This is a genomic window from Roseovarius albus (genome assembly GCF_900172335.1).
GTDB lineage: Bacteria > Pseudomonadota > Alphaproteobacteria > Rhodobacterales > Rhodobacteraceae > Roseovarius > Roseovarius albus.
This window is the reverse complement of sequence record NZ_FWFX01000007.1, coordinates 148,636-165,209: the sequence shown is the minus strand read 5'-3', so window position 1 is coordinate 165,209 and position 16,574 is coordinate 148,636. Positions and strand designations below refer to the sequence as shown.

Sequence of the window (16,574 nt, the reverse complement as noted above, 5' to 3'; positions counted from 1 at the left end):
TCAGAGAACACCGCAGTGACCTGCGGCGCGCTCCTTGGACATTCATTGGGGTCGATCTCAGCCATATTTACGTCACAGCCTTCTATTCGAATTCCATGATCACTTCATCAACCGAGAGGCTGTCACCCGCCACAGCGTTGATTTTCGTGACAACAGCCTTCTTTTCGGCGCGCAGGATGTTTTCCATCTTCATCGCTTCGACGGTACACAGCGCTTGGCCCTCTTGCACCTCGTCACCAACTTCGACGTTTACGCCGACAATCAGGCCCGGCATCGGGCAGAGCAGCAGTTTTGACGTATCAGGTGGCAGTTTCTCTGGCATCAGTTCGGCGAGTTCTGTCTGGCGCGGGGTTCGCACGTGAACCTTAAGATCCGCACCGCGGTTGCGAATACGGAACCCACCTGAAATCTTGCCGACCTTCAATATCAATGGCCCGCCATCCACGTCCAACACGGCCAGTTGATCCCCCGGTGTCCAGTCCGAGGACACACGGTGTTGCGTACCATCAGAAAAGGTGACGGTTGACCCATCTTGGTCGGCATCAATGGTCAAATCAAAGCGCTGCCCCTGCAAGCAAACCGCCCATTCGGTTCCGACTTTGCGTTCGTGGTTGTCCATACGGCCAGAAACGCGGGTGCGGCGAATTTCTGCAACACGGTGCATCGCTGCGCTTGAGGCTGCAATCCGACGCAGGGCGTCATCGGGCAATGTAACACCCTCAAAGCCCTCCGGATACTCTTCGGCGATAAAGGCTGTTGTCATCTCACCCGCGATAAAGATTGGGTGGTCCATCACCGCAGCCACAAACGGCAAGTTGTGGCCAATGCCCTCGACTTCAAAACTATCCAAAGCAACGCGCATCGCCTCGATGGCCGAGGCCCGATCCGGCCCCCATGTACACAGTTTGGCGATCATCGGATCGTAGTACATGCTGATCTCGCCTCCTTCGTAAACGCCAGTGTCATTACGGACAGCAGTTTCCCCCACAAGCGCGTCACCTTGCCAAGTTCCCGCTACGACCATTGGCCCTGCGGACACTTCGGATGGCGGGCGATAACGGCTCAGGCGACCAATTGAGGGCAGGAAGTTACGATAAGGGTCTTCCGCATAAAGGCGATTTTCAATCGCCCAGCCGTTCAGTTGCACATCGTCTTGGCCAATTGTCAGCTTTTCACCTGCCGCGACGCGGATCATCTGCTCTACCAGATCAACGCCAGTGATCAACTCTGTCACCGGATGCTCGACCTGCAGACGGGTGTTCATCTCGAGGAAGTAGAAATTTTTCTCGCCATCAACGATGAACTCCACCGTACCTGCACTGGTGTACCCCACTGCCTGCGCCAATGCGACCGACTGGTCGCCCATTGCCTTGCGTGTGGCTTCGTCCAGAAACGGGCTTGGGGCCTCTTCCACAACCTTCTGATTTCGACGTTGGATCGAGCACTCGCGTTCGCCCAGATAAATACCGTTGCCATGGCTGTCACACAGCACTTGAATTTCAATATGGCGTGGTTGGGTGACGAATTTTTCGATAAAGATCCGGTCGTCACCGAAAGAGTTCGCCGCCTCGTTTTTGGACGATTGGAACCCTTCGCGCGCTTCCTCATCATTCCACGCGATCCGCATGCCCTTGCCACCGCCGCCAGCACTGGCCTTGATCATCACAGGATATCCAACCTCGTTGGAAATTTTGACCGCGTCGTCAGCATCTTCAATCAAGCCCATGTAACCCGGGACTGTTGACACATCCGCTTCTTGCGCAATTTTCTTTGAGGTGATTTTGTCGCCCATCGCCTCAATCGCACCAACTGGGGGTCCGATAAAGGCCACGCCTTCCGCCTCAAGCGCCTCGGCAAACTTACTGTTTTCAGACAGAAAACCATATCCCGGATGCACCGCCTGCGCGCCGGTCTTACGGATCGCCTCCATTACCTTATCGATCACGATATAGGACTGGTTCGCTGGTGGAGGGCCGATATGAATCGCCTCGTCCGCCATTTTGACATGCAATGCATTGCGGTCAGCATCTGAATAAATCGCAACCGTTTTGATACCCATCTTACGGGCTGTTTTGATCACGCGGCAGGCAATCTCGCCCCGGTTGGCAATCAGAATCTTATCGAACATAGGTGTCCCTTCCTCCGGTTCGCAGCCGCGCTTTTCGCGACCTCGACGCAACATAAGAAAGGCCACCGGAACGCAACGCGCCGATGGCCTGTTGTGACATGAAACGAGCGCCCCGAAAGAGGCGTTCGTTCAGATTAGCATCTTTTTGTAGCCTGACAGTAGGCGACATTGCCGGCCGCGCCGACAACCAGACCTGTCCCGACACTACCACCGAGTACAAGCGCCGTACCCGCACCGGCACCGGCACCGATAAGCCCCTGTTGTGCAATGGTATCGCCGCAGGCGGAAAGCCCTGTAAGGGCTGCCAATAGTGGAATCGTGAAACGTTTGATTTGCATTTATGACTGCCTCGTATTGCGTATGCTCTTTTATATCTGGGCGCATAAAATCCGACCTTGAGAGAATGGTCAAAACTCACATCGCTCATATGCTTAATTTGGGCAACCTTCCGCTGAAAAACAGGGTTGTGCAACTTTTCGTGAAAAGTGGGCGGCCTGTGTTTGGGATCACAGGGCCGCCCAATAGGGGAAGGGTAACGGATCAGACAAGACGTCCCGGCCCCTTGGGGAAGGACCTCCATTACTTCCGCCACTTTGCCGCCACGTTGCATCGAGTAAAAGTGCGTTCCACGATGCGCGCCCGCATCGGCTGTATCTTGCGCGTTTTCGCAACCATTAGGCAAAAACATGCCGTTACAGAAAGTTGCAAGATTCAACAGCCCCGACATCGGTCAATACTCTCCGTCAAAAACATCGGGAAATGACGACTGCGCAACAGCGACATCCACAACCAGAAGCGCCTCATAGCTTTCTGGGTCAAAATCATCAGCAGCAGCGACAACCTCTCGCCCAAAAAGCCAACTCAGGCGACCGGCATCCAGATTACCACGCTCAAATGGCTGATCTCCAAAGTGCTCCCACAACGCACGCAAAAAGGCCGTGTCGGCTCTGCGGTCGGCTGGTCTTCGGTCACGGTAGCGCTCACGTACGACCAGAGGCGTAACCCCTTTGGGGTTGGCCCGCCGAATGACAAATTGGTAATCCGATCCGGGAAGACGCCCTGGAAATCCGCGATGTTTTAGCATGCTGCCCTCTTGATCGACAAAGCACACGGCGACGCTCCAGCAAAGCACCCGTTTTGCTTTAACATTTCTGCCGTGAATTGATTGAAACACACCCGGTTGGCGTTACTCGTCCGACAAGGTGCCCGTGTTATAGACAACGAACTCTTCATCTGGCGGCGCGCAGCCCACAAGGGCCGCCAGCGCAGTAAAAGCGAACAAAACTTTGATCGAGTACGACATATTCGTTTTCTATCCCTAGTTGGCGCCGCCGGCAAATAGGATTGCCCTGCCAAACTCTCATCGATGCATTCAACAAATGTCCGCAATCTGTCAAGTCTTTCAGTGTGTCGCAATGCCATCAGAAGGCCTCCCAAACACAGGAGTTATTTTCAACACGATAAGCCTCGAACACTTGCGCGACGTTTTCGTCAAAGACACCGAATTCGGACGGTCTGTCGGCCAGTGACACGATGATCTGAGATGGCGTGGGGCCCACATCGTTCGACACCCGCGGCAAAGCAAAGCGCTCACACAGGTACTCAAGATCTGCCTGAATGTTTTCCAATGCTGCACCATCGTCTACAAACTCGGGGCTGACAAAACGGAACCGATAAGCGAGCCCTTCTCCGGGGCGGTCCCAGAGCATTTCCTGCAGGTACACCTCAATGCCCGAAGGCAATGTCACTGCTTGTCGCTGTTTTGGCTCCAGAGCCCAGCCTACAGAAGCTGCGACAAGCGCACTGCCACAAAAAGCGATCTTTTTGGGAACCCGGCCTAGCGTTGAAGCCACGACCGCGCGCGCGCTGGAAAACGCGTTCGCAAGTCCTGGTTTCCAAAGTTTTCGCTTGGCCATATTTTCGCTCTGCTACCTAACACCCACGCTTTTACAGCGGGATGTTGTCGTGCTTTTTCCAAGGGTTGGTCAGCTTCTTATTGCGCAAGGACGCAAAAGCGCGACTGACCCGCATTCTGGTGCTGCGCGGCTGGATCACCTCATCGATGAAGCCCTTTTCTGCCGCCACAAAGGGATTGGCGAAACGATCCTCGTAGTCTTGGGTATGTTTTGCAATCTTCTCGGCATCACCCAGATCAGCGCGGTGAATGATCTCGGTTGCACCCTTCGCGCCCATCACCGCGATCTCGGCTGTGGGCCAGGCATAGTTGAAATCGCCACGCAGATGCTTGGAGGCCATAACGTCATAAGCGCCGCCATAGGCCTTGCGGGTGATAACAGTAACTTTCGGCACAGTCGCCTCTCCGTAAGCAAAGAGCAGCTTCGCACCGTGCTTGATCACGCCGCCATACTCTTGCGAAGTGCCGGGCAGGAATCCGGGAACATCGACCAGCGTCAGGATTGGGATTTCAAAGCAATCGCAGAACCGCACGAAGCGCGCAGCCTTGCGGCTACTGTCGATATCCAGACAACCGGCCAAAACCATGGGCTGGTTGGCCACAACACCAACGGTCTGCCCTTCCAGACGCACAAATCCGGTAATGATGTTTTTGGCGTAATCTTCCTGAATTTCGTAGAAGTCGCCCTCATCCGCGATCTTCTCAATCAGTTCTTTCATATCGTAAGGCGTGTTCGGATTGTCAGGGATTAGCGTATCAAGGCTTTTCTCAACTCGACCTGGCTCGTCAAAGAATGGGCGAACCGGAGGCTTTTCGCGGTTGGACAACGGCAGGAAGTCTACCAAGCGGCGCACTTCCGCCAAAGCTTCGACATCGTTTTCAAACGCACCATCGGCAACACTGGATTTTTTGGTATGCGTTGAAGCCCCACCCAATTCTTCGGCAGTCACCACCTCATTCGTCACAGTTTTAACAACGTCGGGGCCGGTGACGAACATGTAAGAACTGTCTTTCACCATGAAGATAAAGTCGGTCATCGCAGGGCTATACACCGCACCGCCCGCACAGGGGCCCATGATAACAGAGATCTGTGGAATCACGCCAGACGCCATGATGTTGCGTTGGAACACTTCGGCGTAGCCAGCCAAAGAAGCCACGCCTTCTTGAATACGAGCACCACCCGAATCGTTGATGCCAATCACTGGCGCACCATTTTGCATCGCCATATCCATGATCTTGCAAATTTTTTCCGCATGGGTTTCAGACAGCGACCCGCCAAATACGGTAAAGTCCTGACTGAAGACATAAACCATACGCCCATTTATCGTGCCCCACCCTGTCACAACGCCGTCACCATAAGGGCGTTCACGCTCCATGCCGAAATCAGTACAGCGGTGCGCCTTGAACATATCAAATTCTTCAAAGCTGCCCTCATCCAGCAACAACTCTATCCGCTCACGCGCGGTCAGTTTACCCTTGCCATGCTGCGCCTGAATACGGCGTTCTCCCCCGCCAAGGCGCGCAACCGCACGGCGATCTTCAAGTTGCTGCAAGATATCTTTCATGACGGACCCCTTTGAGATTTCGGGCACCATAGGGAAAAGCTTTGGGTGACAAAAGTAAATTCCAGCAAATTTGCAAACTATTGGAAATAATATTTTATTAAACTGCAAAATTGCGAATTACATTTATTTGAGTGGACTTCATAAGAGGCAGCCCATAACCCTTTCACTATGGATTATTCCAAACAGGCAATTTTTTTAAATCGTTCGACACCGCCGCATATTTCAACTTTGATTTTGCTGGCTGGTATATCTGCGCTTGCCATGAACATCTTCTTGCCCAGCTTGCCCGGCATGGCAGTCTACTTTGACACCGACTATAGGTTGTTACAACTTTCGGTAGCACTTTACCTCGCCGTCAATGCGGTGATGCAGGTTGTGCTGGGGCCAATCTCTGATCGATTTGGTCGCCGTCCTGTCGTGCTGGCTGGTATGGCCATATTCCTACTGGCAACACTGGGCTGTATCATATCGACAAATGTCTACGTCTTTTTAACCTTTCGCATGCTTCAAGCCGCGATTGTTGCCGCCATGGTTCTGAGCCGCGCCATCGTACGTGATGTCGTCCCTCAAAATCAGGCTGCATCTATGATTGGTTACGTCACAATGGGCATGGCCGTCGTGCCGATGGTGGGTCCAGCAATCGGTGGCATTTTGGATCAGCTCTTTGATTGGCATGCGAACTTCTGGCTTCTCTTTATTCTTGGCGCTTTGGTGACATGGCTCGCCTGGGCGGATCTTGGCGAAACCGCCCCGACTGGATACGGTAGCATGCGCCAGCAGTTTCGCGAATATCCCGTGCTCCTGAAATCTTACCGGTTCTGGGGCTATACGATGGCCAACACGTTGTCATCGGGTGCGTTCTTTGCCTACCTTGGCGGCGGACCATTTGTCGGCGCACATATGTTCAGTCTCACCCCGGCAGAACTTGGCCTTTATTTCGGCGCCCCTGCCATCGGATATTTCCTTGGAAACTTCCTCTCCGGACGGCTTTCGGTGCGCGTTGGTGTCAACCGCATGGTGCTCTGGGGCACCTTGGTGGCCAGCTTCGGTATGGCGCTGAACCTGTTAATGTTCCAATTCGGCATAGGATCCGCTATCAGCTTCTTTGGTTTGATGACCCTGCTGGGTTTGGGCAATGGCATGACCATCCCCAACGCCACGGCGGGTGCACTGTCCGTGCATCCCAGCCTTGTTGGAACCGCAAGCGGCTTGTCCGGCGCAATGCTGATCGGCGGAGGTGCAGCCCTCTCCGCTCTGGCCGGAATTATGCTGACGGTGGAAAGTGAGGCCTTCCCCTTGCTCTGGATCATGTTCATCTCGTCATTTCTGGGCGTTCTGACGATTTACGCGGTCATGATCCGAGAGCGCCGCGTGGTGAACGTCTAGCCTCCTGCGTCGCTCTTACAGGGTGATCGATTGCATTACCTGTGGCTCAACCACATCCACATCCGGCAAAGCATCGATCAGAACATCGGCAGATTGCTCGAGGATCGGGAAGGTCTTGTAGTGACAGGGAATAAGAGTCTGGAAATTGAAGAACGTTTTGGCAGCATAGGCCGCACGTTTCATATCCATGGTAAAGTGCCCGCCGGCGCAAAGAATACCAATCTCTGGTGCGTGCAAATCGTTGAAAATCTTCATATCCGCCATCACATCGGTATCGCCTGAGAAATAGATTGTGCGCCCTTCGCCTTCGATCATGTAGCCGCACTCGCTGCCAACAACTTTGGGCCCCTCGGGCGTTGCCAGAGAGCTGGAGTGCGTCGCGTTCACCATGGTTACCATGACCCCGCCCAAGTCCACCGTACCGCCCTTATTAAACCCAACGGTGGCAATATGTTCATGCTCTTCCCACCACGACATCAGATCATACTGCCCGACCACCGGCACGCCCTGCTCTCGCGCCAATGTCAAAACATCACCGGCATGATCAAAATGGGCATGGGTCAACAGGATATGCGTGACCCCCTCCGTGATCGCCTCGTGGTGTCTTTCGTCCAACATGGGATTTCCCGTGAACCATGGATCGATCAGCAAAACCTGCCCCCCGACTTCGATCCGAAATCCACTATGTCCCAGCCAGATGATATCCATGGCAATCCTCCTGCAAATCATGATGTGTCAATTCTTCCGCCTTGACTATAAAACCGGTTCACAGTCCACGCCAACCCGCTTGCGCCCTGCCCCCTTGAGCGCTAAATGCTGAACCGACAAGACAGACGGAGAGACCCATGTCCATCGACCGAGATACAGCTGCCCGCGTGGCCAAGCTGGCCCGCATCCGGGTAGAGGAAAACGACCTGCCAGCACTGGCGCAGGAGTTCAACAATATCCTGGGTTTCATCGAGCAACTGAACGAAGTTGATGTTGAGGGCGTTGAACCCATGACCAGCGTTACGCCACAGCGCCTGAAGCGTCGCAAGGACGAAGTGACTGACGGCGGCTATCAAGATAAAGTTCTGTCTAATGCGCCAGATGCGCGCGAAGGGTTTTTCGCAGTTCCGAAGGTGGTGGAATAATGTCTGATCTCAATACCTTAACTATTTCTGACGCTCGCGACAAACTGCGTACTAAAGAGATCACCGCCGCTGAACTGACCGAATCCTGCCTGTCCGCGATCGAGGGTGCCGACGCTCTGGGCGCATTTGTGCACAACACGCCAGAACTGGCCCGTGAACAAGCCAAAGCCGCCGATACGCGTCTAGCCGAAGGCGATGCCCCCGCAATGTGCGGCATCCCGCTAGGCATCAAGGATCTTTTCTGCACCAAGGGTGTGCCAAGCCAGGCCGCAAGTGGCATTCTTAAAGGCTTCATTCCCGAATACGAATCCACCGTCTCGCAAAACCTGTTTAATGCAGGCGCTGTGATGCTAGGCAAGCTCAATATGGACGAGTTTGCCATGGGTTCCTCGAACGAGACCTCTGTCTACGGCAATGCAGTTAACCCGTGGCGCCGCGGCAATGAAGAGGCGGCCCTGACACCGGGCGGCTCTTCGGGCGGTTCTGCCAGTGCGGTTTCCGCTGACCTGTGCCTTGGCGCGACAGGCACAGATACCGGTGGCTCGATTCGGCAGCCTGCCGCATTTGTTGGTATCACAGGTATCAAACCAACCTATGGTCGTTGCTCTCGTTGGGGCATCGTCGCCTTTGCCTCCTCGCTGGATCAGGCTGGCCCAATGACAAAAACCGTACGCGATTCCGCGATCATGCTTGAGGCGATGTGTGGGCATGATCCCAAGGATTCGACCAGCGCGGAACTGGCCGTGCCGAATTTCGAGGCGATGCTGACCGGCGATATCAAAGGCAAGAAAATCGGTATCCCTAAAGAATATCGCATGGACGGCATGCCTACCGAGATTGAAAAACTCTGGACCGACGGCGCAGAGATGCTCAGGGCTGCTGGAGCTGAGATTGTCGACATCTCGCTGCCGCACACCAAATACGCCCTACCCGCATACTATGTAATTGCCCCGGCGGAAGCCTCTTCGAACCTTGCTCGTTATGACGGTGTTCGCTACGGACATCGTGCGCAGCTGGCGCAAGGTGATGGCATTACCGAAATGTACGAAAAGACCCGCGCCGAAGGCTTTGGTCCTGAGGTTCAACGCCGAGTGATGATTGGCACCTATGTGTTGTCTGCGGGCTTCTACGACGCCTACTACAACCGTGCCCGCCGGGTTCGTGCACTAATCAAGAAAGACTTTGACGACGTGTTCGCTGCAGGTGTGGACGCGATTCTGACACCCGCGACACCGTCAGCCGCTTTTGGTCTGGGTGAAATGAAAGACGCCGATCCCGTTCAAATGTACCTCAACGACGTCTTCACCGTGACCGTAAACCTTGCAGGTCTGCCCGGAATCTCCGTGCCTGCCGGTCTGGACAAACAAGGTCTACCACTGGGTCTGCAATTGATCGGCCGTCCGTGGGAAGAAGGTGACCTGCTCAATACCGCCTACGTGCTGGAGGAAGCCGCAGGGTTTGTAGCCAAACCCACCAAATGGTGGTAAGACGCGGCAAAGCAGTAGGCAGGACAACAGCAGATGCGTATTTTGATCGGTTCAATGGCCCTTGTTGGGTTGGCAGCATGTCAGACAACCGTCCCCGACAGCGGGGCCGGTGTCGGGTTCAAGGATTACAATCAGTATCAGGCTGAGAAAGCTGCGCGTGATGCGGCTTTGGCCGGTCAAGCTATCCCCCCTGCCACCGCAATTTCCGGTGAAAGCCGCGGCTCTTCGCCCGAAGCACTGGCGGCTGAGGCCGAAGCGGCATTGCTACGTACGCAGGCCAACTCTGGCGCTACCCCTGTGCAAACCGCATCGAATGTCCCAGTGCCGCAAACCGTAAGCGGTGCTGCGGGTATCTCGAGCGAGAACGATTTCGATGCAGTTGGTGCGCAGCGTTCGATTGAAAGCGATGCGGCCCTGATTGCAGCGAACAAGCAGCAGTACAAAGTTGTGCAACCAACTGCGCTACCACAACGCTCGGGCAGCGGCGGACCAAACATCGTAGCCTATGCCCTGAACACCAGCAATGCACCCGGCACTCAGGTCTACAGCCGCCCCGGTATCAACAAACAGGCTCGGTTCCAGAAAAATTGTGCAAAGTATCCTTCGCCAGATAAGGCACAGGAAGAATTCCTATCCAAAGGCGGACCGAAGAGTGACCGTCTGGGTCTTGATCCGGACGGTGATGGTTTTGCCTGTTCATGGGACCCACGTCCGTTCCGCAAGGTTCGCGGGTAACCTTCATGTCCGCATCAGTGGACAGCTCGATCATTCACCACCCTTCCCCAAATTATGGGCCACGTCGCAATGACTTGCGGCCAGAACTTATTGTTCTGCATTACACGGCCATGGACACGGCCGAAGCGGCACTAGAACGCCTGTGTGATCCGAAATTTGAGGTCTCAGCGCATTACCTAATTTCGGAATCTGGTACCGTCTGGCAGATGGTGGCCGAAGATATGCGCGCATGGCATGCGGGTGCCGGGGAGTGGTGCGGTCAGGAAGATATCAATTCGCGCTCTATCGGGATTGAACTGGCCAATACTGGGGACCAGCCCTTTTCCGAGCAGCAAATGACCGCACTGGAGGGTCTGATGCAGGGCATCATGGCTCGGTGGGATATTTCCCCCGCTGGTGTGATTGGCCACTCTGATATGGCACCCGGCCGTAAATTTGATCCCGGCCCAAAATTTGACTGGTTAAGATTGGAGCGATTGGGACTGGCTGCACCACGATCCGAAAATGATGGTCCACAACATCCATCGAAGGAGCAGTTTCGCTTGCTGGCGCAAAGTGCCGGTTACACGTGCGATGCAGACGACGATACCCTACTGAGCACCGTGCGACTAAGATATCGCCCTCATGCAAAGGGGCCAATGACTCCCGAAGACTTCGTAGCGCTCAGAAAGCTTGAAGCTACTTGAAGCGTTTCATCCGGATGCAGCTATTGCTTTCCAAAACCAACGGCAAGCGCCGAATATCCGCAAGAACCTGATCCAGCCGCGGCAACGTTGAAACACGCAATTCTAGAATGAAATCATACATGCCGTTGGCGGAAGTAAAAGAATGCACTTCGGTCATCTCTTTGAGCCGCGCTATGGTCTTGCGGCTATCCCCATTGGACAATTTCAGCAAGACCAGCGCCTCGATTGCCGTACTGTGTCCACCTTGTCCCAGCTCGACGGTAAAGCGCCTGATCGCGCCACTTTCAATTAGGCGATCGATACGGTTTTGCACCGTCACTCGCGACACTCCCAATTCAGTCGCCAGATCGGTAGCAGAACGCCGTGCATCTTCCCCCAGCAGGAAAATCAATTGACGGTCAATTTCGTCCATATCTTCAAGGTTACTTTCTAATAACACTCATTGACGAACAATACGTAATCCATAATTCATAACGAAAGAAATTATTTCTAGTACGTCAGTACATTCTTCCCGACACTTCTCTCAAAGTTCAGCGAAGGATGACCAACAATGAAAGTGACTGTTTGCCAACTCGACCCGCGCGGCCCCGCTCTTGATGATTACCTGCAAGGCCTGAAGCAACACGTAAAGGAACAAGAAACGGATTTCCTGCTTCTGCCTGAAATGGGTTTTTCTGATTGGCTTGCCGCCGATGCGATCCCCGATGCCAATCGTTGGAACCAAGCCGTAGAAGACCACGACCGACACATCGCTAACTTGTCCAATTTCGGCGCGCGTGCGGTTATGGGTACAAGACCGATTATCAAGTCAAATGGCAGTCGTCGAAATCTAGCTTACCTCTGGTCTGCTGACACGGCAGAAGCCGCAGCAGTGCATGAGAAATACTATTTGCCCGATGAAGAAGGCTATTGGGAGCACAGCTGGTACGACCGTGGTCACAAATCCTTTGATCTCGGGCGAGCGCTGGACATGCGCATCGGCGTTCAGATCTGCACCGAGATGTGGTTTTTTGAGTGGGCACGCCATTATGGGGCCTCGCGCGCTGACCTCTTGTGTGTGCCGCGCGCCACGCCGCACGGGTCCACAGACAAATGGCTCGCCGGTGGGCAAGCTGTCGCGGTGTGTTCCGGGGCTTATTGCCTGTCGTCAAACCTCTGGGCGCCCGAAGGCGAGAAATTAAATGCGGGTGGTTTGGGCTGGATTGTAGATCCGGAAGGGGAAATTCTGGCCACGACCAGCGTTGAGCAGCCCTTTGCCACTGCCGAGATTGATCTGGGCTTCGCACGACACAGCAAAACCACCTACCCACGCTACGTTCCGGAGTAATTCAAATCATTGACCACCCTGTGCCAAAGCCCTAAACCGCCCTTGCGCGGAGGGCTGGGTGACCGCGGGGTGGCAACACCACGAGGAAAGTCCGGACTCCACAAGGCAACGGTGCCGGGTAACGCCCGGCCGGGGAAACCCGAGGGAAAGCGCCACAGAAAACAGACCGCCCAGAGCGTCAGAGGTTCGCTTCCGACAATATCAGGGTCAGGGTGAAACGGTGGGGTAAGAGCCCACCGCGGGACGGGCAACCGGACCGGCACGGCAAGCCCCACCGGGAGCAATGCCAAATAGGGACAGCATATGGGCCAGCCTTGGCCCGGCCGTTCGGGTTGGCAGCTAAAGATCTGTTGGCAACAGCAGGTCTAGATGAATGGTCATCCAGGGGGTCCGCCCCCGGACAGAATCCGGCTTATAGGCCCTCCGCGCATTTTTTTCATTTAATAACATAAACTTGAGAGATACTTTGAAAAAAATATATGCGCAAAAATGGGCACCATCTTACCCTGAAACAACGGATTATAAACATTACCAACAGCTTTAAGGCCAACCCCATACGTAATTTGCTTAAATTGATGGCGCCCAAAGAGTGCGCTCCTCACCTTTATTGATGAACGTATCTCCCCGCTAACGAGTTAAGAAGTGATCACCATTTTTGAGATCTAGAGTATATACAGTTTCGTCTGTTACGATCCCGAAGTTTGGCATCGTTACTACGAATGCCAGATGTCCAAACAACCGTATTTGAAATTGGGCAGATGGCTTGTTTCCCATGAACGCAATTCCGTGAATGGCTTCAGCTCGATCTGCGCTATAGCGCTGCACTATATTTGCAGCCTGCTCTTCGTCTTGTTCAATTAAGATTTTCCGAACATTTTGTAGGCCTTCTTCTTTGGCGTAAATTGCTGAACCACAAATTATAGCTGCAAATTCATAGGCGATTTTTAATGACAAAAGTGTACTAATCGCGCTTTCTGAAAAAGAAGGCTTCGCCGGGTGCTCCTGCCATTTGCGTACAACAATTCCAGCGCTAAGCTCAATAATCTGATTGATTGGTCCATCTTTCCACCTATCAATACTTTCTCCAAGATCGCACTCCGTTACACCACGCTTATTAAGCATAGAGCGCAGTATGCCTTCAGCTTCATTCTGGGGAACAATAAGTGAATTGTCGTCTAGAGACGACGTAGGTAAACCTCCTGACTTGCGTACTTTAACGCTTCTTTTGATGTTACCGAAGGATTGTTCATACGTTGCTCCAACCTCAAGATTGTTCTGCAACTCCGCTAATACACTACCATGCTTCAAAGCTGCGATCCTTAACTCAGGAGCAAGCTTGGCCGTAGCTTCAAATCCTGAACCGAAACGACTATTGCATGCCTTGCACAAAAACCGGCATGTCAGAACTCCTCCTATGCTTTTCGGTATAATGTGTTCAACAGTCAAACTCTCTTCGCTGAGGCAAACAATGCACCTCTTGTCTTGCCATAATATCTCATTATTCATGGACAGCCTTTAGTGGATTTTTATCGTACAAGGCTACAAAAATTTTTCGCAAACTACTCCAAAAAATTGTGCCTTAAACATCCAACTTCGACCTTCTTAGCAATGGCAATTTTTCGAGCACTGACTTGGGCACATGTGCTCAAAATGGGCACTATTTCCACCCAACATTAACGGACAAAAACGGACAGTAACAATCTAAAACGTTTTGAAGATTGGAAAATCCATTCCAGACTCAACCATACAAGGGCTTGTTGAAAGTTTCCGGCTTATAGGCCCTCCGCGCATTTCTTCCGCTCTTGCCAGTTGACTTGTTGTGAAAGAACATATCTTTGAGAGCCCATGCGTCTCTCTCTCCTGATCACAGCCGTTTTATGGCCATCGCTGATCCAAGCCGAATCGACACGCGTCATTGATGGCCGCGCAGTCGCATGGAAAGCGATGTCAGGCCATCAGATGCTGATCCGAGGGGAGTTCGCCACGCTCAAAGGGGTGCTCTGTCCGCCTGTCAGCACGCCAGAAGGCCGGGATGCAAAGGCTTTGCTGAATGCCTTCATGAAAAGCGGCCGCGGCAACGTGCGTTGCATCATCGACGGCCCTGAAGGCAACAGAACAGTTGAATGTTTCAAGGAACGTCGGAGTTTTGCGACCGGCATGATCGAAAGCGACTTATGCGTTGCACACTGAAGTGAATGTAGCTCGAGCTTTTTCACCACAATTAAGTTGACGACCAGCAGTTATGTTCACACAGTCCACGAAACACCCTCAGCAGTGGACGCCCCCTATGACGCCAGAATTAGAAAACACCATCGACCTTCTGGGCGAATTGATCGCATTTCCAACTGTTTCGAAAGACAGCAACCTCGACATGATCAACCATCTGGCCGGGCGGCTTGAGGATGCCGGCGCGACGGTGAAGATCTTTCAAGATGACACTGGAAAAAAAGCAAACTTGTTCGGCAGCATCGGCCCTGACGTCGAAGGTGGCATTGTGCTGTCCGGACACAGCGATGTTGTCCCGGTTGACGGGCAAGACTGGACCAGTGACCCGTTCCAGATGACCGAGCGGGATGGCCTGCTTTATGGCCGCGGAGCCTGCGACATGAAGGGGTTTATAGCCGCAACAGTCGCCATGGCACCGGTGCTGGCCCAGCGAATAAAAAACCGCCCGCTGCACTTTGCCTTTACCTATGACGAGGAAATCGGTTGTTTTGGCGCGGTTGATCTGATTGAGAGCCTGAAGGCCAACGACATCCGGCCCAGCGTGGCTATTATCGGCGAGCCCACATCCATGCGAGTGATCGAAGGCCACAAAGGTTGCTATGAGTACAGCGCGCATTTTTGCGGCCTTGCCGGTCATGGGTCCGCCCCTGATTTGGGTGTGAACGCGGTCGAATATGCCGCGCGCTACATTGGCCGCCTGTTGGAACTCAAAGAGCAGTTACGTGGCATGGCCCCAGAAGACAGCCGCTTTGTCCCACCCTGGACCACGATCAGCACCGGAGCCCTGCACGGGGGCGTTGCGCACAATGTCATTCCAGAGCGCGCGCAGGTCGACTGGGACATGCGCCCGGTGCAAATGTCAGACGCAGAATTCGTGAACGAAAATCTGCAACGCTATTGCAACGATGTGCTATTGCCCGCCATGCAAGCGGTATCGCCGGATGCCAGCATCCGCGTTGAAAGCATCGGGGAAATTGATGGCTTGGAACCGATGGATGAAAACGAGGCCCGCGACATCATCATGGAGCTGACCGGTGCGAATGGCACCGATCTGGTGGCCTTTGGAACCGAGGCCGGGATTTTCCAAGGCTATAACATGTCTGCGGTGATCTGTGGGCCCGGCTCGATTGAGCAGGCACACAAGGCCGATGAATATGTGTCCATTGATCAGATGCAGCAATGCGTCGACATGTTGGGTCGCCTCGGGGACAAGCTGGGCAACTACACCTAAGTGTCCTTGCGGCGGAACGTCATGTAATGCGGCGTGCGCCCTTCGCGCAGGGCCTTTTGCTCGTAGCGTGTGGAAATCCAATCATCCCAAGCATTGCGCCAGTCATCCGGTCCTTCCGCCAGCCAGTCAAAGCCGTGCTTGGGCACCTCTTGCATCGTCTGGCGGACATAGTCTGGGATATCAGTTGCGACGCGGAAAATCGCCCCGGGTTTCAGCACGCGTGCCAAAGGTTCAAGATGCTCTGCCGTCACAAACCGGCGACGATGGTGGCGCTTTTTGGGCCATGGATCCGGATAGAGCAGAAAGGCCCGGGAAATTGACGCCTCGGGCAACACATCAAACATGTCACGCGCGTCGCCCGGATGCACCGCAAGGTTTTCAACGCCCGCTTTGCGAATCTTGCCCAAGAGCATGGCGACGCCGTTGATGTATGGCTCGCAGCCGATAATGCCGGTATCCGGATTCTGTGCGGCCTGATGCACCATGTGCTCTCCTCCGCCAAACCCAACCTCAAGCCAAACTGGTTTATCCCCAAATAGCGCGTTCAAATCGATTGGCGTGCGTTCGGGATTAGCGTCCCAATCCACTGCACCGGGGGACAGAGCTTGCAGGTCTTCTTCCAGATAAGTTTGCTGGCTCTGCTTCAGGGTCTTCCCTTTGAGCCGGCCATAGAAATTCCGCCACGGGGCGCCAGTGGGATGCTTGTCGGTCTTAGCCGTATCGTCGGACATGGTGCTCTCTTTGCGCAAGGCGAA

Annotated in this window: 17 protein-coding genes and 1 other RNA gene; 9 read left to right on the top strand and 9 right to left on the bottom strand. The window is 54.0% G+C overall.

Features of this window, described 5'->3' with window-relative positions; genetic code table 11:
* Positions 1-82: 82 nt before the first annotated feature.
* The 5 genes from ROA7450_RS12620 to ROA7450_RS12600 all read right to left on the bottom strand — a co-directional run bounded on the left by ROA7450_RS12620 (position 83) and on the right by ROA7450_RS12600 (position 5,608).
* Complete coding sequence (locus tag ROA7450_RS12620) at positions 83-2,128, bottom strand: acetyl-CoA carboxylase biotin carboxylase subunit (RefSeq protein WP_085806197.1); 2,046 nt, start codon at positions 2,126-2,128, stop codon at positions 83-85.
* Between the two features lie 134 nt (positions 2,129-2,262).
* A complete protein-coding gene (locus tag ROA7450_RS12615) occupies positions 2,263-2,466 on the bottom strand; it encodes a hypothetical protein (RefSeq protein WP_085806196.1) in 204 nt (67 codons plus the stop codon).
* 392 nt (positions 2,467-2,858) lie between these two features.
* A complete protein-coding gene (locus tag ROA7450_RS12610; protein ID WP_085806249.1) occupies positions 2,859-3,212 on the bottom strand; it encodes a hypothetical protein in 354 nt (117 codons plus the stop codon).
* Between the two features lie 337 nt (positions 3,213-3,549).
* Positions 3,550-4,044, bottom strand: a complete 495-nt coding sequence (locus ROA7450_RS12605; protein WP_234999509.1) for a DUF6497 family protein — start codon at positions 4,042-4,044, stop codon at positions 3,550-3,552.
* A 31-nt stretch (positions 4,045-4,075) separates the two neighbouring features.
* Complete coding sequence (locus tag ROA7450_RS12600; protein WP_085806247.1) at positions 4,076-5,608, bottom strand: acyl-CoA carboxylase subunit beta; 1,533 nt, start codon at positions 5,606-5,608, stop codon at positions 4,076-4,078.
* Between the two features lie 237 nt (positions 5,609-5,845).
* Here ROA7450_RS12600 and ROA7450_RS12595 point away from each other — a divergent pair, with 237 nt between their 5' ends.
* Entirely contained in the window at positions 5,846-6,994 is a 1,149-nt protein-coding gene (locus ROA7450_RS12595; protein WP_234999513.1) for a multidrug effflux MFS transporter, read from the top strand.
* 15 nt (positions 6,995-7,009) lie between these two features.
* Here the strand turns inward: ROA7450_RS12595 and ROA7450_RS12590 are convergent, their stop codons facing one another.
* Positions 7,010-7,702 (bottom strand): metal-dependent hydrolase, encoded by a 693-nt coding sequence (locus tag ROA7450_RS12590; RefSeq protein WP_085806194.1) that lies wholly within the window; start codon positions 7,700-7,702, stop codon positions 7,010-7,012.
* A gap of 137 nt (positions 7,703-7,839) precedes the next feature.
* Here ROA7450_RS12590 and gatC point away from each other — a divergent pair, with 137 nt between their 5' ends.
* From gatC to ROA7450_RS12570, 4 genes are read left to right on the top strand one after another with little or no spacing between them, the layout of a single operon-like run.
* Complete coding sequence (gene gatC / locus ROA7450_RS12585) at positions 7,840-8,127, top strand: Asp-tRNA(Asn)/Glu-tRNA(Gln) amidotransferase subunit GatC (protein WP_085806193.1); 288 nt, start codon at positions 7,840-7,842, stop codon at positions 8,125-8,127.
* On the top strand, positions 8,127-9,614 hold the full coding sequence (gatA, locus tag ROA7450_RS12580; RefSeq protein WP_085806192.1) for an Asp-tRNA(Asn)/Glu-tRNA(Gln) amidotransferase subunit GatA: 1,488 nt from the start codon (positions 8,127-8,129) through the stop codon (positions 9,612-9,614). Before gatC ends, gatA begins: the two co-directional genes overlap by 1 nt.
* A 33-nt stretch (positions 9,615-9,647) precedes the next feature.
* Positions 9,648-10,349 (top strand): hypothetical protein, encoded by a 702-nt coding sequence (locus tag ROA7450_RS12575; RefSeq protein WP_085806191.1) that lies wholly within the window; start codon positions 9,648-9,650, stop codon positions 10,347-10,349.
* A gap of 5 nt (positions 10,350-10,354) precedes the next feature.
* Positions 10,355-11,035, top strand: a complete 681-nt coding sequence (locus ROA7450_RS12570) for an N-acetylmuramoyl-L-alanine amidase (protein WP_085806190.1) — start codon at positions 10,355-10,357, stop codon at positions 11,033-11,035.
* Here the strand turns inward: ROA7450_RS12570 and ROA7450_RS12565 are convergent.
* Positions 11,028-11,447, bottom strand: coding sequence for an Lrp/AsnC family transcriptional regulator (locus ROA7450_RS12565; RefSeq protein WP_085806189.1), 420 nt, complete (start codon positions 11,445-11,447; stop codon positions 11,028-11,030). The genes ROA7450_RS12570 and ROA7450_RS12565 overlap by 8 nt on opposite strands.
* Before the next feature lie 138 nt (positions 11,448-11,585).
* On the opposite strand from ROA7450_RS12565, the gene ROA7450_RS12560 reads away from it, so the two are divergent.
* Entirely contained in the window at positions 11,586-12,362 is a 777-nt protein-coding gene (locus ROA7450_RS12560; protein ID WP_085806188.1) for a carbon-nitrogen hydrolase family protein, read from the top strand.
* 46 nt (positions 12,363-12,408) lie between these two features.
* Positions 12,409-12,793: RNase P RNA component class A (rnpB, locus tag ROA7450_RS12555), an RNA gene on the top strand.
* Positions 12,794-12,989: 196 nt separating this feature from the next.
* Here rnpB and ROA7450_RS12550 read toward each other — a convergent pair.
* Positions 12,990-13,868: an HNH endonuclease gene (locus tag ROA7450_RS12550; RefSeq protein ID WP_085806187.1), complete on the bottom strand. Its 879-nt coding sequence runs from the start codon at positions 13,866-13,868 to the stop codon at positions 12,990-12,992.
* 339 nt (positions 13,869-14,207) lie between these two features.
* Between ROA7450_RS12550 and ROA7450_RS12545 the strand changes: the two genes are divergently transcribed.
* Both ROA7450_RS12545 and argE read left to right on the top strand, forming a co-directional pair.
* Positions 14,208-14,552 carry a hypothetical protein gene (locus tag ROA7450_RS12545; RefSeq protein WP_085806186.1) on the top strand — a complete coding sequence of 115 codons (345 nt, stop codon included), beginning with the start codon at positions 14,208-14,210 and terminating at the stop codon, positions 14,550-14,552.
* Positions 14,553-14,649: 97 nt separating this feature from the next.
* Complete coding sequence (argE, locus tag ROA7450_RS12540) at positions 14,650-15,819, top strand: acetylornithine deacetylase (protein ID WP_085806185.1); 1,170 nt, start codon at positions 14,650-14,652, stop codon at positions 15,817-15,819.
* On the opposite strand, the gene trmB is transcribed toward argE, so the two are convergent.
* Positions 15,816-16,550 (bottom strand): tRNA (guanosine(46)-N7)-methyltransferase TrmB, encoded by a 735-nt coding sequence (gene trmB / locus ROA7450_RS12535; RefSeq protein WP_085806184.1) that lies wholly within the window; start codon positions 16,548-16,550, stop codon positions 15,816-15,818. The genes argE and trmB overlap by 4 nt on opposite strands.
* Between the last annotated feature and the right edge of the window lie 24 nt (positions 16,551-16,574).

What these genes read in the sequence shown, in the direction of transcription:
- ROA7450_RS12560 (WP_085806188.1), top strand. Translation starts at nt 11,586, where the DNA reads ATGAAAGTGACTGTTTGCCAACTCGACCCGCGCGGCCCCGCTCTTGAT.
- ROA7450_RS12615 (WP_085806196.1), bottom strand. Translation starts at nt 2,466, where the DNA reads ATGCAAATCAAACGTTTCACGATTCCACTATTGGCAGCCCTTACAGGG.
- ROA7450_RS12570 (WP_085806190.1), top strand. Translation starts at nt 10,355, where the DNA reads ATGTCCGCATCAGTGGACAGCTCGATCATTCACCACCCTTCCCCAAAT.
- ROA7450_RS12550 (WP_085806187.1), bottom strand. Translation starts at nt 13,868, where the DNA reads ATGAATAATGAGATATTATGGCAAGACAAGAGGTGCATTGTTTGCCTC.
- ROA7450_RS12590 (WP_085806194.1), bottom strand. Translation starts at nt 7,702, where the DNA reads ATGGATATCATCTGGCTGGGACATAGTGGATTTCGGATCGAAGTCGGG.
- gatC (WP_085806193.1), top strand. Translation starts at nt 7,840, where the DNA reads ATGTCCATCGACCGAGATACAGCTGCCCGCGTGGCCAAGCTGGCCCGC.
- ROA7450_RS12545 (WP_085806186.1), top strand. Translation starts at nt 14,208, where the DNA reads ATGCGTCTCTCTCTCCTGATCACAGCCGTTTTATGGCCATCGCTGATC.
- trmB (WP_085806184.1), bottom strand. Translation starts at nt 16,550, where the DNA reads ATGTCCGACGATACGGCTAAGACCGACAAGCATCCCACTGGCGCCCCG.
- argE (WP_085806185.1), top strand. Translation starts at nt 14,650, where the DNA reads ATGACGCCAGAATTAGAAAACACCATCGACCTTCTGGGCGAATTGATC.
- ROA7450_RS12610 (WP_085806249.1), bottom strand. Translation starts at nt 3,212, where the DNA reads ATGCTAAAACATCGCGGATTTCCAGGGCGTCTTCCCGGATCGGATTAC.
- ROA7450_RS12575 (WP_085806191.1), top strand. Translation starts at nt 9,648, where the DNA reads ATGCGTATTTTGATCGGTTCAATGGCCCTTGTTGGGTTGGCAGCATGT.
- ROA7450_RS12605 (WP_234999509.1), bottom strand. Translation starts at nt 4,044, where the DNA reads ATGGCCAAGCGAAAACTTTGGAAACCAGGACTTGCGAACGCGTTTTCC.
- ROA7450_RS12600 (WP_085806247.1), bottom strand. Translation starts at nt 5,608, where the DNA reads ATGAAAGATATCTTGCAGCAACTTGAAGATCGCCGTGCGGTTGCGCGC.
- ROA7450_RS12565 (WP_085806189.1), bottom strand. Translation starts at nt 11,447, where the DNA reads ATGGACGAAATTGACCGTCAATTGATTTTCCTGCTGGGGGAAGATGCA.
- gatA (WP_085806192.1), top strand. Translation starts at nt 8,127, where the DNA reads ATGTCTGATCTCAATACCTTAACTATTTCTGACGCTCGCGACAAACTG.
- ROA7450_RS12620 (WP_085806197.1), bottom strand. Translation starts at nt 2,128, where the DNA reads ATGTTCGATAAGATTCTGATTGCCAACCGGGGCGAGATTGCCTGCCGC.